The following is a 21,976-nucleotide window of genomic DNA, read 5'->3' on the forward strand; positions in this document are numbered from 1 at the left end:
GCCAGCAGCACCGCGGCCGACGCCCCGCGCCGCGCCGGCGCGCCGGCGCGGGCCGTGGGCGCGAACCTGCGTGTGAACATCAATGCCCCCCAACACATCGGTGGATGTCGGGAGTTGGACGGCCGGCCGCGCGGACCGGTTGCCGTTCCCCGGTAGCGAAGCGGTCACGGTCGGGACTCGGGAAGGCCACCGCCGTCCTGCCGCTGCCATGCCGCCGCCCCACCGCACGGCCGGAGCCCTTCCGGCCGGGGCGGCGCGCGAGAGCCGGCTGCGGTCTGGGAGAGTGGGGCCATGCACGTCATCGTCATCGGCGGCGGCATCTCCGGGCTCGCCGCCGCCCACCGCCTGCTGGAGGGCGGCGCGCGCGTGACCGTCCTGGAGTCCTCCTCCCGCCTCGGCGGCAAGCTGTACGCCGGGCGGATCGCGGACGCCGCCGTCGACCTGGGCGCCGAGTCGATGCTCGCCCGCCGCCCCGAGGGCCTCGACCTCGCCCGCGCCGCCGGTCTCGGCGACGCCCTCCAGCCGCCCGCCACGGGCACCGCGGCGGTCTGGACCCGCGGCGAGGTGCGCCCGATGCCCACCGGCCACGTCATGGGCGTACCCGCCGACCCGGCCGTCCTGGCCGGGATCGTCTCGCCCGACGGACTGGCCCGCGCCGCCGAGGACGCCGAACTGCCGCGCACCGAGGTCGGGGAGGACGTGGCCGTCGGCGAGTACGTGGCCGCCCGCCTGGGCCGCGAGGTCGTGGACCGGCTCGTGGAGCCGCTGCTGGGCGGGGTGTACGCCGGGGACGCCTACCGGATCTCGATGCGCGCCTCCGTGCCAGCCCTGTTCGAGGCGGCCCGGCGGGAACGCTCCCTGCTGGCCGCCGTGCGCGGCGTCCAGGAGCGCGCCGCGGCGGGCCGGCAGGACGGGCCCGTCTTCATGGGCATCGAGGGCGGCATGGGACGGCTGCCCGGCGCCGTCGCCGACACCTGCCGCGCCGCGGGCGCGGACATCCGCACCGACGCCCCCGTGAGCGAGCTGCGCCGCACCGGGAGCGGCTGGACGGCGGTCGCCGCGGGCCGCCGGCTGGAGGCGGACGCGGTGGTCCTGGCCGTACCCGCCCCCGCCGCCGCACGGCTGCTGGCCGACTCCTCCCCGGCCGCCGCGGCCGAGCTGGAGCGGATCGAGTACGCCTCCATGGCCCTGGTCACCATGGCCTTCCACCGCCGCGACCTGGCCCGGGCGCCCGAGGGCCGGGGCTTCCTCGTCCCCGCCGCCGACGGCCGGGCGGTCAAGGCCTCCACCTTCTCCACCAACAAGTGGCACTGGAACGCAGCCCAGGACCCCGGCCTTTTCGTCCTGCGCACCTCCCTGGGCCGCTACGGCGAGGAGGAGGTCCTCGGCCGCGACGACGCCGACCTGGTGGAACTGTCCCTGGGGGACCTGCGGACCGCGATCGGGCTCACCGCCCGCCCCGTCGACTCCACCGTCACCCGCTGGAACGGCGGACTCCCGCAGTACCCCGTCGGCCACCTGGAGCGCGTCGCCCGCGTGCGCCGCGACCTCGCCGCCCTGCCCGGCCTGGCGGTGTGCGGCGCGGCGTACGACGGCGTGGGCATCCCGGCGTGCATCGCGAGCGCCCGCACCGCCGCCGAGTCGGTGCTCCACTCCGGATCGAGGGCCCGGCCAGCGGCCGCCCCGGACACCGCGCGAGAATGAGACCATGACTGCTGAACCCCGCAAGACGCCCAACGCGGGCAAGAAGGCCAAGGACCTCAACGAGGTCATCCGCTACACCCTGTGGTCCGTCTTCCGCCTGCGCGAGGCGCTCCCCGAGGACCGCGCCGGCCACGCCGAGGAGGTCCGGGAGCTGTTCGACCAGCTCGCCGCCAAGGACGTCACCGTGCGCGGCACCTACGACGTCTCCGGGCTGCGCGCCGACGCCGACGTGATGATCTGGTGGCACGCGGAGACCGCCGACGCGCTCCAGGAGGCGTACAACCTCTTCCGGCGCACGAGGCTGGGCCGCGCGATGGAGCCGGTGTGGTCCAACATGGCGCTGCACCGCCCCGCCGAGTTCAACCGCTCGCACGTCCCGGCCTTCCTCGCCGACGAGGAGCCGCGCGCGTACGTGTGCGTCTACCCGTTCGTGCGCTCCTACGACTGGTACGTCCTGCCGGACGAGGAGCGCCGCGAGATGCTGGCCGAGCACGGGAAGATGGCGCGCGGCTACCCGGACGTGCGCGCCAACACCGTCGCCTCCTTCGCGCTGGGCGACTACGAGTGGCTGCTGGCCTTCGAGGCCGACGAGCTGCACCGCATCGTCGACCTGATGCGCCACCTGCGCGCCTCCCGCGCCCGCCTCCACGTCCGCGAGGAGATCCCCTTCTACACCGGCCGCCGCAAGGACCTGGCGGAGCTGGTGGCGGGGCTGGCGTAGCGCCCGGGGCACGCGCCCGTGGCGCGGCGGCCGGAGGGGCCGCCGTGCCACGGGCGGGGTGCTCGTTGCGTCCCGGCCGGGGCCGGGAGCCGCGGTCAGCTCACCGTGATGTTGGAGCTTCCGCTGCTCTGGTAGCCCTCGGTCGCCATGATCATGTAGTAGTTGAAGCTGCCCATCCGCAGCCCGGCGCGGGACCAGGCGTCGAAGTGGTTCCCGGTGGTGATGCTCCCGCCGGTCCTCTTCTGCTGGCGGACGCTCCAGTACTGGTCGAAGGTCCTGGTGCCCTCGACGGAGGGCTGGTTGTAGCGCGTCGTCTTGTAGATGTCGTACGTGCCGCCGTCGGTGCTGACCGTGCCCCGGTACTCCCCGGTGGGCCGGTAGGTGCCCCAGTTGTCGACGATGTAGTACTCGACCAGCGGGTTCGACGTCCAGCCGTACAGGCACAGGTATCCGTTGCCCGACGGGTAGAAGCTGCCCGAGTAGTGCACGGTACGGCGGCTGCCGTTGGCCCAGCCCTTGCCGCAGACGAAGTTGCCGGTGTTGCGCCACGAGGTGCTGTAGTTGCCGCCGGAGCCCATGGTCATGGAGACCGTTCCCGGGGCGTCGGTCCAGAACGAGTAGTAGTAGCCGTTGTGGTAGCCCGTCTGGTTCGAGGTGACGGTCTGGGCGTGGGCGATGCCGGTACCCGGCAGCATCAGCCCGGAGGTGGCCACCGCCAGGGCGCCGGCGCGGCCGACGAAGCCCCTGCGGCTCATCGACTTGGGGGTGGGGGCGTCGTTCCTGTCCATGCTTCGCTTCCTCCTCGCGAAGGCCGGCCCTGGGGCCGGGCAGCGCGACACGACCCGGCGTACCGCCGGCGGCCGTGGGGCGGCCACCGTGCGCCTGCGTCGTGTCGACGACGGTGGGGGGACGGCCGGCCGCCGTGGGGGCGGGCGGCCGGAAGGCCCGGGCCACGGCGGGTGACCCGGCTCGACAGCGGTGGGGCCTGTCGATGCCGATAGGTTGGTCCGAGGCCTTTGGGTTGTCAACAGTTCCCGGAAAATTTACGGGAGTTGACTATCTGTCGCGTCCCCGCAGAGGGGGAGTCATACCTGGTCAAGCGGGCTTGCTGGCGTCTCGCCCCCGGGTCCGCTCGACGAAGCCCTGATGCCTGGAGGTAACAGGAAGGCCATCGCCTTCAAAAGTTCCGGAAATCTTCCGGGGTGCTGATCATGGCGCGACGAGCCTGCGTCCAGCCGGTGCGGGGAGCAGGGCGTGCCACCGCGCGGACCTGTCTGCCCTGCCCACTCCAGTGACAGCGGCGTCCGTCACCAGTTCCCGTAGTCCTCGACCGTGCGGATGACGAGCCGGTGCAGGATCTCGGCTCCGCGCCGGTCCTCCCGCTGGTTGCGCAGGACCCGCTCGGCCGTACGCAGCCGGTGCCAGGCGCCCGGCTCCTCGTCCATCACCTCGTCGGCCAGGTGCCGGGCGAGCAGGGCCGGGCACTCGGCCAACTGCCGCCGGGTGCCCGGGGAGGGCGGGGACTGGCCGGGGCCGTGTACCCGCTGGTGAGGTAGCGCGTCGGGGCGGCCAGACTCCATCCCGCGACGGCGCCGTCCTGAACGAGCAGCGCCAGTCCGGGGGCGATGCCGATGCGCGCCTCCAGGGGCGCGTCCGGGACCGCAGGGTCCCGCAGGCAGATCAGCTCGGCTGCCTCGGTGTCGCAGTGCAGCATGGTCGCCTGCGGCATGCCGAAATCACGTACCTCATTCGCGCGAAGCCCACCCCGGAGAGTCGGAAGCTCGTTGGGCCTTGATTCCGGATGCAGTGGCCATGTCGCCCCTGCCTGCTATCCGATGCCTGGAGGCCGGAACGCTTTCTCTTTTTGTCTGACTGGTGTCGGAGATGTGGTTTTTCATCACTTGAACATGGACATCCAGAAAAGGATTCTTGAACACTCGTAATTTGCAAGAAATAGCCTCATCTCCCCTTCGCTCGTGTAATAGTTGACCATGGTGAGCTCTTCTTCCGGATAGTCTCGGAGGAAGGCCACCAGATTTTCCGTTTTGGTGTGCAGGGTGTGGTTTTCTCTGGTTCTTTTGAGGCGTCTTCGGTATGTATGTAGGAGAGAGTCTCGGCTAACGGTGCCGCATTCGATGGCAGCGTCATCGGGTACGTGCCAGTTGCTTTTCTGGAAATCCGGATCATTGGTCGAATAGGCGCTGAGAAGTTCCCTCAGCTTGGGCGCATCCATGGCCCTCCGTTTATGCTGATCTCTGCGCCGCGCACGGTGCCCCTGATTGTCACTTCCCCTTCGGGGTATGGATATCTTAGGCCCGGAACACGGTGATAATCCGGGGTGTCTGCGTTGGGGATTCTCAAGACTACCCCAGGACCGTTTCCTCGATAGCTTTCCTCGAGTGCCATATCTTCATAGTAAGTACTCCACGAAGTGAATTCACTATCTGTCCGGCCGCCTGCATGAAGCTGGGGGTCGGAATGCCCGCCGAGGGGCTCCGCCACTCCTCGGCGGGCATCCTCGTACATCTTCAGCCACTCAGGCGGAGACGACGAATCTGCGTAGCCGACCCCGCGGTAGAGGTATGGCTCTTCCTCCGGATCCCAACTGCCTCCGTTCTCGCACCCACCATCGGCAGGTGCCAGACCCAGCGGGTCACACCAGGTGTGGGGGTTGTGGACGTAGGTGGCGGGGTTGGGGGAGGGGGTCAGGCCGAGGGGGTCGGGGGTGGTGTAGCGGCCGGTGGCCGGGTCGTAGTAGCGGAAGTAGTTGTAGTGCAGGCCGGTTTCGGGGTCGTGGTACTGGCCGGGGAACCGCAGCGGTGTGTAGGTGGTGGCGTCGCGGTTCCAGGTGGTGGTGCCCCACAGGGTGGTGCGGGTGTGCCAGGCGATGGTGCCGGTGTCGTCGACGAGTTCGGTGGGAGCGCCGACGAGGTCGGTGACGATGGCGAAGAACCGGCGGTCGATCTCGGCCTGGTCGCCTGGGTCGAGGAGGCGCTCGGTCTGGGCCAGGGGGGTGAGGCCGTCGTGGTCCCAGGTGAGGGCGACCGGGTGGGGCAGATCGGGCGAGGTGGTGGTCTGACCGACCCGGTCACCGAATCGGGAAACCTTTCATCCTTACGGATTCAGGCCCTTCATATGCTTCCCTTGGTAATGCCGGCCGAGGATCGGGCGCCCAGTGAATCCCATATTTGAGGGAGGTGCTTCAGCTTGAGCCCAGGGCGAGGACCGATTCGATAAATTCCTCGGGCGGCAGGTAGGCGTGGCTCTCCACGTAGTGAACGATCATAGCGGGGGCGGCGTAGACGGCTCCTTCACGCCCCGGCACCCGGATTTCTCCGCTACCGATGAAGGTGTTTCCTCGGGAAGTGTTTTCCCTGGCCACTTCGAAACTTGGACATAGCTCGCAGAAATGCATGCCGCGCTGCATGTTGACTTTTCTCTCTGCCAGCTTTGCCAGAGCTTCGATGAGCCCCTCCGGGGCTTCTCCAGTTCTGTATCCGTGCTCGCGCGACAGCCATCCCACGTTCAGGAGAGTGTTACTGGAGTCAACCTCGTCGTATGAATACGGTGTTAGGTCTGCATAATAGGTCATACTGCCTCACCAGGGGCTCTTGTGTTCGCGACAGATTACCACGTGCACTGCCCCCATGCCCTCGTTCACTATCTCGCTAAGGCGAGTCGGTGCATTCACCGTTATCGATCTGCTGCTGATGTTCAGATCCCTGGGGACGTCCACGGTGTAATTTGGGAGACTCTTTCCGGGGCCGAATGTCTCAGTGGGGTTTCTGTTTCCTCCGGTCTCGATTTCGAACCCTATCGAATCCTTGAGGCGGCCACCGTCTTCGACATAGAACTTGAGCCATGTGCCAGGCGGCACGATCATGTCGCCCGCACCCATCTCGTAATATCCGTGTCCCGAGATGACCTGGGAATTGTCCGTTCTTCCTCTCTGGGTCACGTTCGCGGCCCAGTCATTTCCGTTCCCTTGCCCATGGCTCGGTGGCCGAGGTCGCCTGTCGAGTTCGGGTGGGCACGGAGAGAGCCCCAGTGGATCGATCTGCACATGGGGGTTCGTCGTATACGTGGCGGGGTTGGGAGCGGGGGCCAGGCCGAGGGGGTCGGGGGTGGTGTAGCGGCCGGTGGCCGGGTCGTAGTAGCGGAAGTAGTTGTAGTGCAGGCCGGTTTCGGGGTCGTGGTACTGGCCGGGGAACCGCAGCGGTGTGTAGGTGGTGGCGTCGCGGTTCCAGGTGGTGGTGCCCCACAGGGTGGTGCGGGTGTGCCAGGCGATGCGGCCGGTGTCGTCGACGAGTTCGGTGGGAGCGCCGACCAGGTCGGTGACGATGGCGAAGAACCGGCGGTCGATCTCGGCCTGGTCGCCTGGGTCGAGGAGGCGCTCGGTCTGGGCCAGGGGGGTGAGGCCGTCGTGGTCCCAGGTGAGGGCGACCGGGTGGGGCAGATCGGGCGAGGTGGTGGTCTGCTCGACGAGGACCGGGCCGTCCCAGGTGAAGTCCACCTGCTCGGCCACGGTTTCGCCGTCCGCCGCCAGGCGCTGCTTGGCGATGCGGCGGCCCAGCGGGTCGTACAGGTAGCGCCAGCGGGTGCCGTCCGGGGTGGTGACGGTGGTGAGGCGGTCCTCGGCGTCCCACTCGTAGCGCCAGGTGTCGGGCTTCTTCGACAGCCGGACGCGCTGCCGCAGGACGGTGCGGCCGGCTCCGTCGTACTCGTAGCGGAAGCGCCCGGCCCGGGTGAGGCGGGTGCCGGTGTAGGCGCGCTCGCCGATGGCGTCGGCGTCGGCGTGCCCGGCGGGCCAGGAGGCGGAGGTCTGGTTGCCGGCCGCGTCGTAGGCGTAGGTCTCGCTCCAGTCGGCCGCGGTGACGGCGGTGACGCGGCCGGCCGGGTCGAGGTCGAAGGCGCGGTGGCCGGTCAGGAGGTCGTCGACGGCGGTGAGGTGGCCGTCCGGCCGGTAGTGGTACGTGCGCTGCTGGACGGTGGCCGCATCCGGGCCGGCGGTGAGGGTCTGGCCGGTCAGGCGCCCGGCCGGGTCCCATCACTGGGCCAGGGTGAGGTGCTCGCCGATGCGGCGGGCGGTCTCGCGCCCGGCGGCGTCGTGGGTGAAGCCCAGCGTGCGGCCGGAGGTGGTCAGGGCGGTGCGGTTGCCGGCCGCGTCGTAGGCGAGGGACGACACCGCCCCGGTGGGGGTGGTGCGGCGGGTGCGGCGGCCCAGCGCGTCGTAGGACAGCGACAGGGCCCGGCCGTTCACCAGCTCGGTCTTCACCCGCCCCAGCAGGTCGCGGTGCCAGCGCACCTCCGCGTCGGGCCCGACGGCCTCCACCGGCCGTCCGGCCGCGTCGTAGGCGAAGGTGGTGACCCGGCCCCCGGCCTCCTTGCGGACCAGGCGGCCCAGCTCGTCGTGGGCGAAGGCGACGGTCTCGCCCAGTGGGGTGGTGCGGGCGGCCAGTTGACCGGCCGCGTCGTAGGAGTAGGAGAGGCTACGGCCGTCGAAGTCGGTCTCGGATATCAGGCGCCCGGCCGGGTCGTACTCGTACGACCAGCTCAGCCCCTGGGGATTGGTGACGCGGGTCAGGCGCAGCTCGGCGTCGTGCTCGAAGGTGTGGCGCACCCCGTCCGGGCCGGTGCGGGCGGCCAGCAGGTCGAAGTGGGTGTACTCGTACGTGGTCACCCCGCCGGCCGCGTCGGTGTGGCGGACGCAGTTGCCCTCACCGTCGTACTCCCACGACTCCTCGGCCCCGTCCGGGCCCGTGCGGCGGGCGAGCCTGCCCTCGACCGTCCACTCCAGGCGGGTGACCGCGCCCAGGGGGTCGGTGACAGCGGTGGGACGGCCGAAGGCGTCGCGGGTGTAGCGGGTGACCGAGCCCAGGGGATCGGTGATCTCGACCGGCAGCCCGGCCGCGTCGCAGCGCACGGACGTGATCTGGCCCAGGGCGTCGGTGACCGAGGCCAGATGGCCGCGCCCGTCGTAGGCGTAGCGGGTGGTGTGACCGGCCGGGTCGGTGGTGGCGGTGCGCAGGCCGCGCTCGTCGTAGGCGTGCCGCCACACCGCCCCGTCCGCCTCGCGGACCTCGACCGGCAGTCCGAGGCCGTCGCGGGTGACGGCGACCCGCCGCCCGTCCGGGCGGGTCAGGCCGGTCAGGCGCCCGTGCTCGTCGTAGGCGAAGGAGGTGGTGCGGCCCAGGGGATCGGTGACGGTCAGCGGCTGCCGGTGGTCGCCGTAGGTGTAGCGGGTGGTGTGGCCGTTCGGGTCGGTGGTGGCGACCGTGCGGCAGCGGTCGTCGATCACATGGCGGGTGGCGTGTCCGGCGGCGGTGGTCAGCGTGGTGACCTTGTGGCCGGTGTCCGGGTCAATCCCGTCGTAGGCGATGCGGACCTGCATGTGGCCCTCGGTGCCGCCCTCGGCGACGCACCGGTGCAGGTTGTCGTAGACGTAGTCGTAGCGCCGGTCGTTGGAGTCGACCCAGGCGATCACCCGGGCCTCGTCGTCGTACTCGAACCGCAGCGGCCGCCCCGAGGAGTCGGCGACCTCGGTGAGGTGGCCGCCGGTGTAGCCGTACCGCTTGATCACCCGGTCGCCCAGCGAAAGGGCGGTGACGCGGCCCTCCTCGACGGTCAGGTGCAGGGTGTAGCCGCCGCTGTGCTCGATGCGCAGCGGGGCGCCGGTGGCCTCGTCGTAGGCGAAGAGGATCTGGTGCCCGGCCCGGTCGGTGATCTGCTCCAGCCGCGCCACACCGTCCGCCCCGCCGCCCTCGCCCCCGGCCGGCGGGGCGAAGTGCCGCACCCGTCCGGTGTCCGGTTCGGTGAGGGTGTAGCCGCCGTCCGGTGTGCGCTCCAGCGGCATCCGCGCCGAGCCGGCCGACGGCAGCGTGGGGACGCCGGGGGCCGGGTGCGGGTACGCCAGCAGCCGCCCGTCCTCGGCGACGAACACCACGCCCTCGGCGTCCACCTCCAGCCGCTGGTCGACGGTGGAGGCCCACGACGGCCCGAACCACCGCCCGGCGGTGTACCCGGACTCCACGTACCGCCGGAAGACCAGCGGCATCGCACCGGGCAGGGTGATGTCCGTCTGCGGCAGGAACATCTTTCCCGTGGCCAGGTCCACCGGGTCCGTGCCGCCGGAGTCGCGCTCCTCCGGCTTGCTGCCGTGCTGCTCCGGGCCGTCCCTGTCCAGGGCGCGGCGGGCCTTGCCCGCGTCCGCTGCCGCGTCCGCTGCCGCGTCCGCGGCGTCGGCCGCGATCCGCACGCCCTTGACGCCCGCCCCGGCGCCGCCGGTCGCGACGGCCAGCGCCGCGTCGGGCGCCAGCCGCCCCAGCCCCTCGGCCGGGTCCTTCATGAAGTCGGTGACCATCTGCCGGCCGACGCCCCACGGGTCGTTGGCGGCCAGGACCAGTCCGGAGAGGGTGCTGTTGAGGTTGGTGGCGTACTCGGCCGGGTTGGCCATGTTGTACGGGTCGCTGGGGTTGATGCTGCGGACGAAGGAGACCAGGCCAGTGGTGCCCTTGATGACCCCGCCGTAGAAGTGGGAGGCGTCCAGCCCGGCCCCGACCACGCCGAGCTTGACCTGATCGCCGTAGGACGGTTCGGCCGGCGCCGTCTCCCGGGCGGCCCGCACGGCCGAGCGGGCCTTCTCCGCAGCGGTGTCGCGCTGCTTGCGGGCCTCGGAGAGCATCTCCTCGGCCGCCTCGGCCTTGGCCGGGCCCGGGTCCTTGAAGGCGGCCGGGCACACCGGTGGCGTGCCCGGGTCCTGTCCGGCCTCCACCTTGGCGTTGTACGCCTTGACGGCCTTGTTGTAGGTGTCGACCTTGGCGTTGTGGGCCTCCCGGGCGTCCTCGGAGGCCTTGACGGCCGCCTTGTACTTCGAGATCGCCTCCTTCGCCCGGCCCTGGGCCCACTCCACCGTGCCGGCGAAGTCCTCCAGCGCGCCGGCGGCCTTCTCGCAGGCGTCCGCCGCCTTGAACCACTTCGGGGGTTCCTGGGCCGCCTTGGTGCGGAAGGCGTCGGCCGCCTCGCCCCGGAGGTCGCCGGAGTCCAGGCCCTTGATGCCGCGGCCGACGCGGTCGAAGGCTTTGGCGAAATCCTTCAGGTGACCCGCGGTCGAGCGCAGCTTCGAGGCGCTGCCGTAGATCAGCTTCCTGGGGTCCTCCGTCTGCCCGAGCTGGAGTTCGTCGACGTCGGCACCCAGGGCGTTGGCCGCGGAGCGGGACTTGTCCCGCACCCAGTCCGCGCCGGACTCCCAGCCGGCCTCCTCCAGCAGGTCGGCACCGACGTCCCCCAGCTTCTCGACACCCTCGCCGATCAGCTCGACACCCTGCTCGGCCTTGTCCTCGATGACGTCGGGAACGAAGTCACGCCAGCCCATCAGTCCTCACCCCCGCCACCCTGCCGCTGCGCCCGCTCCTCCGGCGAGGGACCGAAGGCGTCGTCCACCGCCCGGTCGAAAGCCTGGTCGTCGATGCCCAGGGCGTCGTTGAGGAATTCCGTCCGCTCCCCGCCCTGACCTTCGGTCAGCACTGTGCGGCCGGTGTCCTTCCAGGTCTGCGCCATCTCCTCGCCGGCCTGCTGGAACGACTCGATGCTGTAGTCGGGCTTGTAGTTGTCCAGGGAGACCAGCTCGCCCCACTCCCGCTGGGTGATCTCGTCCTCGGACAGGTGGGGATTGCCGACGAAGGAGTTGGCCGCGACCTTGAAGGTGCCCTGCCAGTACTGGTCCTCCTCGTGGACCAGCCCCGCCGCCAGCCCCAGCCGGGCCGCCAACCCGTTGGCGTCCATGACCAGGGTGCGCACGCCCCAGGCCCAGTCCTCGCAGAAACCCTCGAAGTCCTTGGCCAGACCCGAGTGACCGGCTTCCATGGCGGTCATCGCCATCCCGTCGAAGCCCGCGCCCTGCAGGGAGCCGGTGGCCGAACTCCCCACTTCCTTCAGCTCGTCGATCGCCCCGTTGAGGCCCTTGGTGATGAGGTCCAGGGCCTCCTTGGAGAACTTCAGGTCGCCGTCGCCGCTCACCGCGCGCCCCCGTCCCGCTCAGCGCCGCCCATGCCGCCCTTGCCGTCCGGGCCCGTGTCCACCGCCGCCGCGTCCGGCACGATGCCGCTGACCGGCGGGAACAGCATCGAGCCGTCCTCGTCGGCGGCGTTCACCGCCACTCCGGCCGGGCCGTCCATGGAGGGGACGACGACGTCCAGCAGCCGGGCCCCCAGCAGCGCCGCGTACTCCCACTCCTCGCCGGGCGCGGCATCCTTGAGCCGTGCGAAGCGGGCCATGGCCGCCTCGTCGGTGAACGCGTGGATCCATCGCACGCCCCCGTACACGGCGGTCAGCAGCCCGCCGTCCACCAGCGGCACCAGCACCGCCGTGCGGCGCAACTCGCCCACCATCGCGCGGGGATTCCCCCGCCCCGCGCGCACCGCGGCTATCTCCCCGACGAGATCCACCCCGTGCCCCCGTTCGACTCCCGCCCCTGCTGGTCGGCCAATACTGTACTTCTGCAAAGCAGTTGATCGACCGGAATACGACAGCGCCGGTGCGCCCGGCGCTGGGGTGGCCCCATGCCGGAGTTCCGGGACCGACCTCTTCGCCCCGGGGACCGTCCGCGGCTCCCGGCCGACGCCCCCGAGATCAGGTCGCCGAACTCGGCGCTACGCTGAGACCGTGATGAGCAAAAGGGCGGGTGGACGGTGGCTCGCCGCTGCCTTGGCGGTCTCCGCGGTACTCGCCTCGGGGTGCACGGACCCGGTCGATCCTGACGAACTGCCCGGCGTGTACCGCGACGAGGCGACCGGCGCCGAGATCGTGCTCGGCTCCGACGGGACGTTCTCCGCCACCGACGTGTCGATGGACGGGGTCTCCGATCCCGTCGACTTCAGCGGAGAGTGGGACTTCCTCGGCGACCAGGCCTCCAGCGACTTCATCTACCTGTCGGTCGAGGACGGCGGACTCGGCAGGACCGGCGGCGTCCAGCTCTACACGAGCGGCCCGGAGAAGGTGTACTTCAACACCGATCCGGACGGGCCGCCGACCCTGGAACTCACCAGGACGGCCGCGCGGTAGGCCCTGCGCACCGAGTCCGGCACGCGGCGGCACCGCGCCCCGCCCGCGCCGCTGGGCCCTCCCGGCCGACGGGTGGCCGGCGGAGGAGTCACACCTCGTCCAGGCGGCCGAAGGCTTGCGCCGGTGCCTGCCCGGCACGGGAAGGCGGGCAAGAGGGCGGTTGCCGCAGCGGCACCTCCGCCCAGACGGTCTTGGTGAACGCGTCCCGCACCTCGCACCCCCAGTGCCGGGCGTACACCGCGACCAGGAGCAGCCCCCGCCCCGACGCCTCGTCGGGCGGCCCCGGTTCGGCCGCGGGGTGGCGGGGGAGGCGTTCGGGCCGGGTGTCGGTCACCTCGATCCGCATCACGGCCGGTTCGTGCGCGGCTGGTTCGCGCACGGTGGACCCGTGCGGGACGGGCTCGGACGGCAGGAGCAGCGTCAGCCGGAAGTCCCGGCCCGGAAGGCTGCCGTGGGTGACGGCGTTGGCCGCCAGCTCGGCCGTCACCAGGGCGACGGCGTGCGCGGCGTCGCAGCCGTGCGGCAGGCCGGTCCACTCGGCGAACTGCTGCACGGCGAGCCTGCGCGCCAGCCGCGCGCCCCGCCGCGTGCCGCTGAGGCGGGTGGTGAACCGCGGTGCGCCGGTGTCCTGTTCGGCGGCCTGCCCGGCGGGGCGGTCGGCTGGGTGGTCGGTGGGGCGTGTGGTGGGCCGCCCGGCGGCGGAACTCTGGTGTCGCATGCCGTAACCGTCCTGTCACACAAGGGCGTACGGCCAGGTCGGACCGCCGTACACGCCCCTGCGCGAACCCCTTGTACGGCGGCTGTACGGCCGTCGCCCGTGACCTGCCCGGCATCGGCGCGGTTCGCCATGGAGGTGCACCCACGACGGACCAGGGGGAACAACGATGGGCAGGAGCAACGAGCGTGCCAGGCCCGCCGGAGACGGCGGCGGGGACCGGCCCGGCGCGTGGAGCGCCTACGGCAAGCTCGTCCGCTTCTTCCGCGAACGCGAAGGCCTCACCCAGCAGTCCCTGGCTGACGCCATCGGCTACTCGCTGGAGCAGGTCGCCTCGGTCGAGCAGGGGCGGCGGCCGGCGAAGGCCGCGTTCACCGGCGCGGCGGAGCGGGTGCTGAAGGCCGGCGGTGCGCTGGACACCCTCCAGGAGGACGTGGACCGAGCCCAGTTGCCCGCGTTCTTCCAGGACGTGGCGGCACTGGAGCTGGAGGCGATCAGCCGCTTCTCCTACGACCCACTGCTCGTGCCGGGGCTGCTCCAGACGGAGAGGTACGCCCATGCGCTCCTCGACTCCCACTTCCCGCCCTTGGCCGAGGAGGTCGTCGAACAGCGAGTGGTCGCCCGGCTCGCCCGGCAGGCGCTGCTGACTCGGAGGAGTCCGGCGATCGTCTTCGTGTTCATCGTGGAGGAGTCGGCGTTGCGCCGCGTCGTCGGCGGCAGGGAGGTGATGAGGGAGCAGTTGGAGAAGCTGCTGGAGTGCTCCAGGATGCGCAACGTCGAGATCCAGGTCATGCCCACGGAACGAGGCGCCCACAGCGGGCTCAACGGTCCCATGGTGCTGCTGGAGACGCACGGCCACGGCCAGTACGTCTACGTCGAGGCGCAGGACGTGGTGAGCGTTCGGAGTGACCGCCGCGAGGTCAGCGAGTTCTGGATGCGGTATGGCATGCTGCGGACGCAGGCCCTCAGCACCGAGGAGTCCGCACGTCTCATCGAGCGCGTGGCAGGGGAGCTATGACCACCGACCAGCCTGACGGACGCATCTGGTTCAAGAGCAGCTACAGCGGAACGAGCGGCGGGGACTGCGTGGAGGTGGCCGCCGGGCCGGAGGCCGTGTACGTGCGGGACTCCAAGACGGCCGGCGGTCCCGTACTGCGGATCGGCCGCGACGGATGGGCCGCTTTCGTCGCGCTCGCGGCCGGGCGCTGAGCCCGGTCCCGCACCGCTGTGGCCCGGACGCCGTCCGGGCCACAGCGGTGTGAGCGGGCGGGGTTACGCGGCCTCCGGCTCCTCCCCGGCGGAGGCCTCGGCGGCCGCCGCCGTCTCCTCCGGCCCGTCCCCGTCGTCCAGCACGATGCGGACGGTACGGCGTCCGTCGCCGGGCCCGGCCTCGGTCAGCCGGTCGCGGATGCGGTCGTAGAGCACGGTGGCCATCGCCCAGTCCGCGTCCACCTCCTCGCTCGCCTTCTCGCGGGTCTTCCAGAGGCTGATCAGGGTGGCGATGAGGGAGGGCCCGGACAGGTGCGTCCACACCAGGCCGTGTTCGGCGTCCTCCTCGACCGTCCCGGGAACGCGGAAGCGCGGGTGCCGCGCGGCCTGTACGAGCAGGAACTCCCAGGTGTCGCGGTGGCAGACCAGTTCGGCGCGCGACACCCCGGCGGCGTTCAGCAGCAGTTCCGCGTGCTCGGCCAGCGGGTCGCGCGGCGCCGCCTGGCCGCTGTCCTGCCATCCCGGTCGCTGCCCGTCTCCACCGCCCGCGTGGACGCCGTGGAGCCGCCGGTCGTCCGCTGCCGGGGACGCCGCAGTGCGGTCGGTGTGGCCGCGGGAGCCCTCGGAACGGTTCCGGAGGGTCTGTTCTGCGGCCTTCTTCACCTTTCTCACGCGCTCTTCCGGCGTCTCCTCGGCCTCCCGGGAGGAAGCCGCTCCGCTCGGGGACTCCGGTACGCCGTCCACGCTCTCCGGCCGCTCGCCGTCCTGCTCCTGCACTGCGCACTCCTCCTGTCGTCGGCTGTCCTGCGTACCGGGGGCTTCACTCAGCGGATCCGATGGCGGGGCCCCGTCCGTCTCCTCTGCTTCGCCTTCGGCCTCACCGGCCTTGTCCGGCTCACCAGCTTTGGGGAGGACTGGGACGGGCGGCGGGTGTGCCCCGGTACGGCCGCCGGTGATCTCCAGGCGCAGTTCGCCCAGGCGGCTGAGGATCTCCTCCTGCCGCCGTAGCTGAACGTGGTTCTCCTCCTGGAGGATCCTGATCCCGTCGGAGGCGGTTCTCCGGAGTCTGTGGAGCTCTCCGCTCAGTGCCTGCGGCTGCGACTTCTCCGCCGCCTCGGTGAGTGCGGTGCGGATCTCCGCGAGTTCCTGACTGACCCGGTCGACCCCCTTGCCGAGATCGCCGAGTCTTTGGTCGCAGGCATCGAGCTTCTCTTTGGGCGGCTTCCTTCGCCTCGACATGAACCCCACGCAACTCCCTTGTCGCCTTGAGTGACGAGCGCATCCTTTCCCTGAGCCGATCGGGCGACTCAGGCGTTTTCCGGCCAAGACGGTGCTCTGCCATCGGTGTCGGGGGAACGGACGGCCCCACGCTGGGCGGTTGCCTCCCAGTGCCCCCGGAGGGGTGATCGCCTGGACATATGTGCCCTGCCCCCTTCCTTCCGATCCCGCGAAGCGGAAGGCGGCGTACGGCGGACGATGGCGCGAGTCCGCGATACCGGGCCGCCCCCGAACATGCGGGCCGCGGCCCTCGACCGGAGAGGACGCCCGCCTTGGCGAAGACCACGCAACTGCGCACGTACACCGTCCGGGACGGAATGCTGGACGAGTGGTTGGAACGGTGGCGCGAGGAGATCGTCCCGCTGCGCCTGGCACTTGGCTTCACGGTCGACGGAGCCTGGGTGGACAGGGAACGCAACCGGTTCGTCTGGCTGATCTCCTACGACGGCCCCGGGACGTTCGCGGAACGCAACGCCGTGTACTGGGCCTCGCCCCGGCGCAAGGCCATGGGCCTCGAACCGGACGACTACCTCACCCGCACCGACGACCGGACGGTCGAGCGGGTCCGCTGACCGCACGCACCGCCGGTGGCCGGGCCTGCGCCGGCCACCGGCGACCCGTACAACCGTGCCTTGTACGGGCGTTGTACGGGTCCCGGGCCGTACCCAGGCCTGCGTGGGCCGCGTTGGACATGGCCCCGGCGGTGACGGACGGCGGAAGCCGCCGGGGGCTCGGACGAGCGGGACGGACCCGGGGACGAAGGGGTGTGAGGGCGGTGAGGGACACGCGGAACGGGCGTGCGGTACGGGTGAAGGAGGACAGCGGCGACCCGCCGGGAGTGTGGTCGGCGTACGGCAGGCTGCTGCAACACCTCCGCAGGCAGGCCGGGTTGAGTCAGCAGAAGCTCGGGGACGCCATCGGCTACTCGCTGGAGCAGGTCGCCTCGGTCGAGCAGGGGCGGCGGCCGGCGAAGGCCGCGTTCACGATCGCGGCGGACCGCGCGCTGGGGGCGCGGGGCGTCCTGGAAGTCCTCCAGGACGACGTGGAACGGGCCAAACTGCCGCGCTTCTTCCGCAACTTCGCGCTCCTCGAGTCGGAGGCACTGAGCCGCTTCTCCTACGACCCGCTGCTGGTGCCGGGCCTGCTGCAGACGGAGGGCTACGCGCGGGCGGTCTTCGGCGGGCACTGCCCGCCGCTGAGCGAGGAGACCATCGACCAGCACACCGAGGCCAGGCTCAGCCGCCAGAAGCTGCTGACGCGCGTACCGATGGCGGAGCTGTCGTTCATCATCGGCGAGGAGGCGCTGCGCGATCCCGTGGGCGGCCCGGAGGTCATGCGCGAGCAGTGGCGGCGTCTGTTGGAGGTCAACGCGCTGCGGAACGTCGAGGTGCAGGTCATGCCCGCCGGGCGCGGATTCCACCCGGGGAAGAACGGTCCGTTCGTGGTCCTGGAGACGAAGGAGCACCGCGACATCGGCTACTTCGAGTCCCAGGGTGTCGGATGCGTCGTATCGGATGTCTCCGAGGTCAGAGCCTTCTCCCTGCGTTATGGCAAGCTGCGATCGCAGGCCCTGAACGTCGAGGAGTCTGCACGACTCATCGAGCGGCTGGTGGGAGAGACATGAGCGTGGAACAGGTGACCGACAACGCGGGCGAGCTGCACTGGTTCAAGAGCAGCCACAGCGGATCGGACGGCGGGGACTGCGTCGAGGTGGCCGCCGGGCCGGATGCCGTGTACGTACGGGACTCCAAGGCTGCGGGCGGCGGGCCCATACTCCGGATCGGCCGGGACGAGTGGGCGGCGTTCACGGCGCTTGCGGCGAGGTAACGCCGACCGGCGATCCGAGCGGAGTGCCACGGGGGTGCGTCCGGCTTCCGGGACGGCGGGACGTCTGAGAGCGTCCCGCCGTCAGTCGCCGCCCCCGCAGCCGCCACCGCCTCCGCACCCTCCGCCACCCCCGCAGCCGCCGAGGTGGCCGTGCCGGAATCCCCCCGAGGGCCCGCCGGAGCCCCCGCTGCACCACCCGACGTCACCGGCCGCCCACGCGAGGCCGGTGGCGCCCGCCGCCGCCCAGCGCAGCTCGGCGCGCAGCAGCAACTCGTCCCCGCTGCCCACCATGGCCCTCGGACCCTGGACGGCCACCGCGCCCACCCGGCCGTGCTCGGCCCACCGAGCGGATCCGTCGCGCAGCAGGCGGCGGCCCGCCGCGCTGTTCCAGTCGCGCTCGGGAAGCAGGAAGAGGCAGACGAGAGCGGACAGGGCGGCCGGCACCAGCACCGGGGCCACGTCCGCCGCGTAATCCCGCGCGTGGTCCGCGGGGTCGGAAGCGGCCGCCGCGGCCACGAGGGCCGCGGCGCAGACGACGGCGCAGACGGCGAAGTGGGCCCAGCACGCGCGGCGCCACCAACGGTGGTCCTCGGGCCGGTACAGCAGGCCGCGCCGTGCGAGCGCCTCACCGTACGCCTGCACGGGCGCGGAGCGCGTAAGGGCCGGGCGCAGCTCCCGGAGCCGCAGTCCCTCGCCGGGGCCGCACAGTTCCGCCAGTTCCCGCTCCACCGGGCCGTGGGCGTCGTCGGGGCGCAGTACGTACAGGCGGCCGCGATCGTCCAGTCCCGCGCGGCCGTCGTGGTACATCGCGCAGACGGCGGTGTCGGCCACCCGGCCGGGGCCGCCCGCGAGGAAGGCCGTCTCGTACAGGTCGGGCGGCGGCTGCTCGGACGGCGGGCGCGGCGTCCTTCGGCTCGCCAGGAGGGCCCGGAGCAGCACATGGGCGAGGGAGACGGCGAGGATCGCGTACGAGATGAGCGCAAACAAGGACATGGCACCCCACCCGCCTACATTCCGCCGGGCGCAGACCGCCGCAGGAGGCGGGGGAGGAGACCGGCCGGGCCCCACCCCCGAGGGGCCCGGCCGGAGCGTTCGCGGTACCAGCGGCGCAGGCGGCGGCGCTGGTACCGGGACAGGGTGGAGTCGGACTCCAGCAGGTGTGCGACGAAGCGCATGGCGTCCGGGCGGTACCCGCCGGTCATGGGGCGGCCGCGGGCGTAGGCGGCGAACGCCGGACGGTATTGATCGCCCAGGATGTCCGGCAGTTCGGGTGCGATACCGGCTATGACGGAGGCCCGCTTGGCGACCAGCGCCCGGCGCTGGACCTCCAGCCGCTCGGGGTCGAAGCCGGCGGGTGCGGGGCCGTCCGCGACCAGTGCGCCCAGCAGGGAGGCCTGGGCGGCGGCGAGGCGGCGGCGGGCCGCGTCGGTGCCGGAGCCGGAGCCGGTGCCGGGATCGGTGTCAGGGCCGTAGCCGGGATCGGTGACAGGACGGGCGCCGGGACCGGTGTCAGACACGGGCGCCTCCCGCGCCCCGCGCCGTCCCCTCGAACACGCCCCGTACGGCCGCCAGTTCGGCTGCCAGCTCCTCCTTCGGAGGGAAGTCGTCGTCGCGTTCCAGCAGCACGCCCGGCGGATCGGTGCGCGCGCACAGCTCGGCCAGCAGCTCCAGCACCGGCTCCGGCACCGGGTGGGCGTGGCTGTCGTACCACACCCCGTCGCGCTCCACGCCGCCCGCCACGTGCACGTAGGCCAGCGCGTCCAGCGGCAGGCCGTCCAGGACGGCCAGCGGGTCCTCGCCGCGGTTGACGCGGTTGGTGTGGAGGTTGGCGACGTCGATCAGCAGGCCGACGCCGGTGCGGTCCACCAGCTCGGTCAGGAACTCCGCCTCGCTCAGCTCCTCGCCCGGCCAGGGGAGCAGGGCCGCGATGTTCTCCAGCGCCAGCGGCACGGGCAGCGCGTCCTGGGCGATCATCACGTTCTCGCAGAGCACCTCCAGCGCGTCGCGGGTGCGCGGCACCGGCAGCAGGTGCCCGGCCTCCATCGCCCGCGCCCCGGTCCCCGGCCCCCCGGCCCGTACGAACGCGATGTGCTCGGTGACCAGCGGCGCCTCCAGCACCCCGGCCCGGCGCGCCAGCGCCGCCAGCCGGGCGGGGTCGGGCCGCTGCGCGCCCCCGAGCCCGAGCCCCACCCCGTGCGGCACCACGGTCGTGCCGCGCTCGCGCAGCCGTACCAGCGCCGGCGGCAGGTGGTCGGGGCAGACGTTCTCCGCGACCACCTCCACCCAGCCGACGTCCGGCAGTGACTCGATCGCTTCCGCGATCCCCGGCCGCCAGCCGATCCCCGTACCCAGTCGTGCCACGCCCGCCCCCCTCGACGGCTCCTCCCCGTGTGGGGTTGTCATCTCCGGGCAGAGGGATCACCAATCCCGCGCGGTGGAGTTCAGAGCTTCACCTGAGCTTTCGCCGGGGCCCCGCACCGGTCCGTTCGCGGCCGCCGCCCGTGTGTCGCGCCCGTATCGGGCCGGGGAACGACGAAAATCGGATCAGTCCTCCAGGGAGAGGTACATGCTGGAAAAGCTGCAGCGCCTACTGGGGCTCCGTACCGATCCGGTCATCTTCTTCACCTCCGCCGGGCTCACCGTGCTGTTCGTGGTGGCGGCGATCTCGCTGACGGAGCAGGTGGACCGGATCTTCGCCACGGCCTCGGACTGGCTGCTCACCAACCTGGGCTGGTTCTACATCCTGGGCGTGACGACCTTCCTGGTCTACCTGCTCTGGATCGCCGTCAGCCGCTACGGCCACATCCGCCTGGGCGCCCAGGACGACCGCCCGGAGTACAGCACGCGGACCTGGTTCGCGATGCTGTTCGCCGCCGGGATCGGCACGATCCTGATGTTCTGGGGCGTGGCCGAGCCGATCAGCCACTTCGCCGAGCCGCCCCAGCAGGACGTCGAGCCGCAGAGCACCGAGGCCGCCCGGATGGCGATGGCCTACTCGCTGTACCACTTCGGGCTGCACACCTGGTCGATCTTCTGCCTGCCGTCGCTGACGTTCGCCTACTTCGTCTACGTGCGCGGGATGCCGTTCCGGGTCAGCTCGGTCCTGTACCCCCTGCTGGGGAACCGGGTGTACGGCACCACGGGCCGGATCGTGGACATCGCGGCGGTGATGGGCACGCTCTTCGGCGTCGCGGTCTCCATCGGACTGGGGACGATGCAGATCAACAGCGGACTGGCGCGGCTGTTCGGCCTGCCGGAGAACTCGCTGGTCCAGGTGCTGCTGATCACCGTGATCACCGCCATCGCCACCACCTCGGTGGTCTACGGCCTGGACAAGGGCATCAGGCGGCTGTCGAACATCAACATCGTCATGGCCGTCGGGCTGATGCTCTTCGTCTTCGCCACCGGGGCGACGCTGTTCCTTGCCAAGGGGATCATCGAGAACGTCGGCGTCTACCTGTCCTCGCTGGTGTCGCTGGCCTTCTGGAACGACACCTTCGCCGACACCGGCTGGCAGGGCACCTGGACGGTGTTCTACTGGGCCTGGACGATCACCTGGTCGCCGTTCGTGGGCATCTTCATCGCCCGCATCTCCAAGGGCCGCACGATCCGGGAGTTCGTCCTCGGCGTCCTCGCGCTGCCCACGGCCTTCACCATCGTCTGGTTCAGCGTCTTCGGGATGTCCGCCATCGACATCGAGCTGAACGGTGCGGGCGGGCTGGTGCGGGAGGTTGTGGAGCAGGGCGACATCCCCGGCGCGCTCTTCACCTTCCTGGAGAACTACCCGCTCACCACGCTCGCCTCGGCCCTCTCGGTGCTGATCGTGGTCATCTTCTTCACCACATCCTCGGACTCGGCGTCCCTGGTGGTGGACATGCTCAGCGCCGGGCAGCGCGAGGAGGGCGGGCCGACGCGGCAGCGGGTGTTCTGGGCGATCACCGAGGGCGTGGTCGCGGGGACGCTGATCGCGGCGACCGGCAAGAGCGGCCTGGACGCGCTCGCCGAGGTGATCACGGTGCTCGGCCTGCCGTTCTTCGTCCTGGCGTTCCTGATGATGTACTCGCTCGTCCGCGCGATGCGGACGGACTTCCCCGAACTCACCGGCCCGCCCGCCGCGCTGCGGCGGCGGATGGAGCGCGAGCGCAGGACACGGGAGTGGGGCGCGGGGAAGCGGGACGGCGAGGACGCGGAAGGCACCGAGGGCGCCGAGGGCGGCAGGGGGGCCGAGGGCACCGGGGGAGGGACGGCCCCCGAGGGCGGGCGGTAGAACCCCCGGCCCCGGCCCCGGCCGTCAGCCGCGCGGCGCCGGACGGACCGGACGCGCCGGGAGCGCCGGGTGCTCGGCCACGACCGTGGCCGAGCCCGGGGCGATCCCGGTGAAGCCGGCGTCGCGCACCACCGGCAGGCCCGACTCCGTCAGCCGCTCCCACCGCCCGCGTGGGGCCGTGCGGACCGCGAGCGGG

General features: G+C 71.6%; 19 protein-coding genes and 3 pseudogenes. 9 read left to right on the forward strand and 13 right to left on the reverse strand.

Annotated elements, in window-relative coordinates:
- Positions 1 to 291 precede the first annotated feature (291 nt).
- Together hemG and hemQ are read left to right on the forward strand one after the other, a co-directional pair.
- Positions 292 to 1,704 carry a protoporphyrinogen oxidase gene (hemG, locus tag ACLIYP_RS21135; protein WP_412714698.1) on the forward strand — a complete coding sequence of 471 codons (1,413 nt, stop codon included), beginning with the start codon at positions 292 to 294 and terminating at the stop codon, positions 1,702 to 1,704.
- Between the two features lie 4 nt (positions 1,705 to 1,708).
- Positions 1,709 to 2,425 (forward strand): hydrogen peroxide-dependent heme synthase, encoded by a 717-nt coding sequence (gene hemQ / locus ACLIYP_RS21140; RefSeq protein ID WP_412714699.1) that lies wholly within the window; start codon positions 1,709 to 1,711, stop codon positions 2,423 to 2,425.
- Positions 2,426 to 2,520: 95 nt separating this feature from the next.
- Here the strand turns inward: hemQ and ACLIYP_RS21145 are convergent, their stop codons facing one another.
- The 9 genes and pseudogenes from ACLIYP_RS21145 to ACLIYP_RS21185 all read right to left on the reverse strand — a co-directional run bounded on the left by ACLIYP_RS21145 (position 2,521) and on the right by ACLIYP_RS21185 (position 11,868).
- Positions 2,521 to 3,213, reverse strand: coding sequence for a glycoside hydrolase family 11 protein (locus ACLIYP_RS21145; protein WP_412714700.1), 693 nt, complete (start codon positions 3,211 to 3,213; stop codon positions 2,521 to 2,523).
- 519 nt (positions 3,214 to 3,732) lie between these two features.
- The gene (locus ACLIYP_RS21150; protein ID WP_412714701.1) at positions 3,733 to 3,918 is read right to left on the reverse strand and encodes a hypothetical protein; all 186 of its coding nucleotides are present in this window, start codon (positions 3,916 to 3,918) and stop codon (positions 3,733 to 3,735) included.
- Complete coding sequence (locus ACLIYP_RS21155; protein ID WP_412714702.1) at positions 3,870 to 4,154, reverse strand: hypothetical protein; 285 nt, start codon at positions 4,152 to 4,154, stop codon at positions 3,870 to 3,872. Before ACLIYP_RS21155 ends, ACLIYP_RS21150 begins: the two co-directional genes overlap by 49 nt.
- 168 nt (positions 4,155 to 4,322) lie before the next feature.
- Positions 4,323 to 4,658: a hypothetical protein gene (locus ACLIYP_RS21160; protein ID WP_412714703.1), complete on the reverse strand. Its 336-nt coding sequence runs from the start codon at positions 4,656 to 4,658 to the stop codon at positions 4,323 to 4,325.
- 394 nt (positions 4,659 to 5,052) lie between these two features.
- Positions 5,053 to 5,503, reverse strand: a pseudogene (locus tag ACLIYP_RS21165) (RHS repeat-associated core domain-containing protein); the annotation flags it as partial.
- 124 nt (positions 5,504 to 5,627) lie between these two features.
- Positions 5,628 to 6,017, reverse strand: coding sequence for a DUF7919 family protein (locus ACLIYP_RS21170; protein ID WP_237884049.1), 390 nt, complete (start codon positions 6,015 to 6,017; stop codon positions 5,628 to 5,630).
- A gap of 6 nt (positions 6,018 to 6,023) precedes the next feature.
- Positions 6,024 to 10,796: pseudogene (locus tag ACLIYP_RS21175) on the reverse strand (putative T7SS-secreted protein).
- On the reverse strand, positions 10,796 to 11,440 hold the full coding sequence (locus ACLIYP_RS21180) for a hypothetical protein (protein ID WP_412714704.1): 645 nt from the start codon (positions 11,438 to 11,440) through the stop codon (positions 10,796 to 10,798). The pseudogene ACLIYP_RS21175 and the gene ACLIYP_RS21180 overlap by 1 nt, the downstream one beginning before the upstream one ends.
- Complete coding sequence (locus ACLIYP_RS21185) at positions 11,437 to 11,868, reverse strand: SseB family protein (protein WP_412714705.1); 432 nt, start codon at positions 11,866 to 11,868, stop codon at positions 11,437 to 11,439. The genes ACLIYP_RS21180 and ACLIYP_RS21185 overlap by 4 nt, the downstream gene beginning before the upstream one ends.
- A 220-nt stretch (positions 11,869 to 12,088) precedes the next feature.
- Between ACLIYP_RS21185 and ACLIYP_RS21190 the strand changes: the two genes are divergently transcribed.
- Entirely contained in the window at positions 12,089 to 12,484 is a 396-nt protein-coding gene (locus tag ACLIYP_RS21190; protein WP_412714715.1) for a hypothetical protein, read from the forward strand.
- An 88-nt stretch (positions 12,485 to 12,572) separates the two neighbouring features.
- Here the strand turns inward: ACLIYP_RS21190 and ACLIYP_RS21195 are convergent, their stop codons facing one another.
- Entirely contained in the window at positions 12,573 to 13,202 is a 630-nt protein-coding gene (locus ACLIYP_RS21195; protein ID WP_412714706.1) for an ATP-binding protein, read from the reverse strand.
- A 166-nt stretch (positions 13,203 to 13,368) separates the two neighbouring features.
- On the opposite strand from ACLIYP_RS21195, the gene ACLIYP_RS21200 reads away from it, so the two are divergent.
- Together ACLIYP_RS21200 and ACLIYP_RS21205 are read left to right on the forward strand one after the other, a co-directional pair.
- Complete coding sequence (locus ACLIYP_RS21200; protein ID WP_412714707.1) at positions 13,369 to 14,217, forward strand: helix-turn-helix domain-containing protein; 849 nt, start codon at positions 13,369 to 13,371, stop codon at positions 14,215 to 14,217.
- Positions 14,214 to 14,408 (forward strand): DUF397 domain-containing protein, encoded by a 195-nt coding sequence (locus ACLIYP_RS21205; protein WP_412714708.1) that lies wholly within the window; start codon positions 14,214 to 14,216, stop codon positions 14,406 to 14,408. The genes ACLIYP_RS21200 and ACLIYP_RS21205 overlap by 4 nt, the downstream gene beginning before the upstream one ends.
- A gap of 63 nt (positions 14,409 to 14,471) precedes the next feature.
- Here the strand turns inward: ACLIYP_RS21205 and ACLIYP_RS21210 are convergent, their stop codons facing one another.
- Positions 14,472 to 15,647 (reverse strand): hypothetical protein, encoded by a 1,176-nt coding sequence (locus tag ACLIYP_RS21210; RefSeq protein WP_412714709.1) that lies wholly within the window; start codon positions 15,645 to 15,647, stop codon positions 14,472 to 14,474.
- 311 nt (positions 15,648 to 15,958) lie between these two features.
- Between ACLIYP_RS21210 and ACLIYP_RS21215 the strand changes: the two genes are divergently transcribed.
- The 3 genes from ACLIYP_RS21215 (at position 15,959) to ACLIYP_RS21225 (ending at position 17,513) form a co-directional block, all read left to right on the forward strand.
- Positions 15,959 to 16,258, forward strand: a complete 300-nt coding sequence (locus ACLIYP_RS21215) for an NIPSNAP family protein (RefSeq protein WP_412714710.1) — start codon at positions 15,959 to 15,961, stop codon at positions 16,256 to 16,258.
- A 203-nt stretch (positions 16,259 to 16,461) separates the two neighbouring features.
- A complete protein-coding gene (locus ACLIYP_RS21220) occupies positions 16,462 to 17,310 on the forward strand; it encodes a helix-turn-helix domain-containing protein (protein ID WP_412714711.1) in 849 nt (282 codons plus the stop codon).
- Positions 17,307 to 17,513, forward strand: coding sequence for a DUF397 domain-containing protein (locus ACLIYP_RS21225; RefSeq protein WP_412714712.1), 207 nt, complete (start codon positions 17,307 to 17,309; stop codon positions 17,511 to 17,513). The genes ACLIYP_RS21220 and ACLIYP_RS21225 overlap by 4 nt, the downstream gene beginning before the upstream one ends.
- Before the next feature lie 81 nt (positions 17,514 to 17,594).
- Here ACLIYP_RS21225 and ACLIYP_RS21230 read toward each other — a convergent pair whose 3' ends face one another.
- Positions 17,595 to 18,506: a TIGR04222 domain-containing membrane protein gene (locus ACLIYP_RS21230; RefSeq protein ID WP_412714713.1), complete on the reverse strand. Its 912-nt coding sequence runs from the start codon at positions 18,504 to 18,506 to the stop codon at positions 17,595 to 17,597.
- 14 nt (positions 18,507 to 18,520) lie between these two features.
- Positions 18,521 to 19,916 (reverse strand): annotated as a pseudogene (locus ACLIYP_RS21235) (MbnB/TglH/ChrH family RiPP precursor modification enzyme).
- A gap of 163 nt (positions 19,917 to 20,079) precedes the next feature.
- Between ACLIYP_RS21235 and ACLIYP_RS21240 the strand changes: the two are divergent.
- Positions 20,080 to 21,780: a BCCT family transporter gene (locus ACLIYP_RS21240; RefSeq protein WP_412714714.1), complete on the forward strand. Its 1,701-nt coding sequence runs from the start codon at positions 20,080 to 20,082 to the stop codon at positions 21,778 to 21,780.
- Positions 21,781 to 21,976: the final 196 nt, after the last annotated feature.

This window comes from Streptomyces nanhaiensis (assembly GCF_046614825.1).
Lineage (GTDB): Bacteria > Actinomycetota > Actinomycetes > Streptomycetales > Streptomycetaceae > Streptomyces > Streptomyces radiopugnans.

What these genes read in the sequence shown, in the direction of transcription:
- hemG (WP_412714698.1), top strand. Translation starts at nt 292, where the DNA reads ATGCACGTCATCGTCATCGGCGGCGGCATCTCCGGGCTCGCCGCCGCC.
- hemQ (WP_412714699.1), top strand. Translation starts at nt 1,709, where the DNA reads ATGACTGCTGAACCCCGCAAGACGCCCAACGCGGGCAAGAAGGCCAAG.
- ACLIYP_RS21145 (WP_412714700.1), bottom strand. Translation starts at nt 3,213, where the DNA reads ATGGACAGGAACGACGCCCCCACCCCCAAGTCGATGAGCCGCAGGGGC.
- ACLIYP_RS21155 (WP_412714702.1), bottom strand. Translation starts at nt 4,154, where the DNA reads ATGCCGCAGGCGACCATGCTGCACTGCGACACCGAGGCAGCCGAGCTG.
- ACLIYP_RS21160 (WP_412714703.1), bottom strand. Translation starts at nt 4,658, where the DNA reads ATGGATGCGCCCAAGCTGAGGGAACTTCTCAGCGCCTATTCGACCAAT.
- ACLIYP_RS21170 (WP_237884049.1), bottom strand. Translation starts at nt 6,017, where the DNA reads ATGACCTATTATGCAGACCTAACACCGTATTCATACGACGAGGTTGAC.
- ACLIYP_RS21190 (WP_412714715.1), top strand. Translation starts at nt 12,089, where the DNA reads ATGAGCAAAAGGGCGGGTGGACGGTGGCTCGCCGCTGCCTTGGCGGTC.
- ACLIYP_RS21195 (WP_412714706.1), bottom strand. Translation starts at nt 13,202, where the DNA reads ATGCGACACCAGAGTTCCGCCGCCGGGCGGCCCACCACACGCCCCACC.
- ACLIYP_RS21200 (WP_412714707.1), top strand. Translation starts at nt 13,369, where the DNA reads ATGGGCAGGAGCAACGAGCGTGCCAGGCCCGCCGGAGACGGCGGCGGG.
- ACLIYP_RS21205 (WP_412714708.1), top strand. Translation starts at nt 14,214, where the DNA reads ATGACCACCGACCAGCCTGACGGACGCATCTGGTTCAAGAGCAGCTAC.
- ACLIYP_RS21210 (WP_412714709.1), bottom strand. Translation starts at nt 15,647, where the DNA reads ATGTCGAGGCGAAGGAAGCCGCCCAAAGAGAAGCTCGATGCCTGCGAC.
- ACLIYP_RS21225 (WP_412714712.1), top strand. Translation starts at nt 17,307, where the DNA reads ATGAGCGTGGAACAGGTGACCGACAACGCGGGCGAGCTGCACTGGTTC.
- ACLIYP_RS21230 (WP_412714713.1), bottom strand. Translation starts at nt 18,506, where the DNA reads ATGTCCTTGTTTGCGCTCATCTCGTACGCGATCCTCGCCGTCTCCCTC.
- ACLIYP_RS21240 (WP_412714714.1), top strand. Translation starts at nt 20,080, where the DNA reads ATGCTGGAAAAGCTGCAGCGCCTACTGGGGCTCCGTACCGATCCGGTC.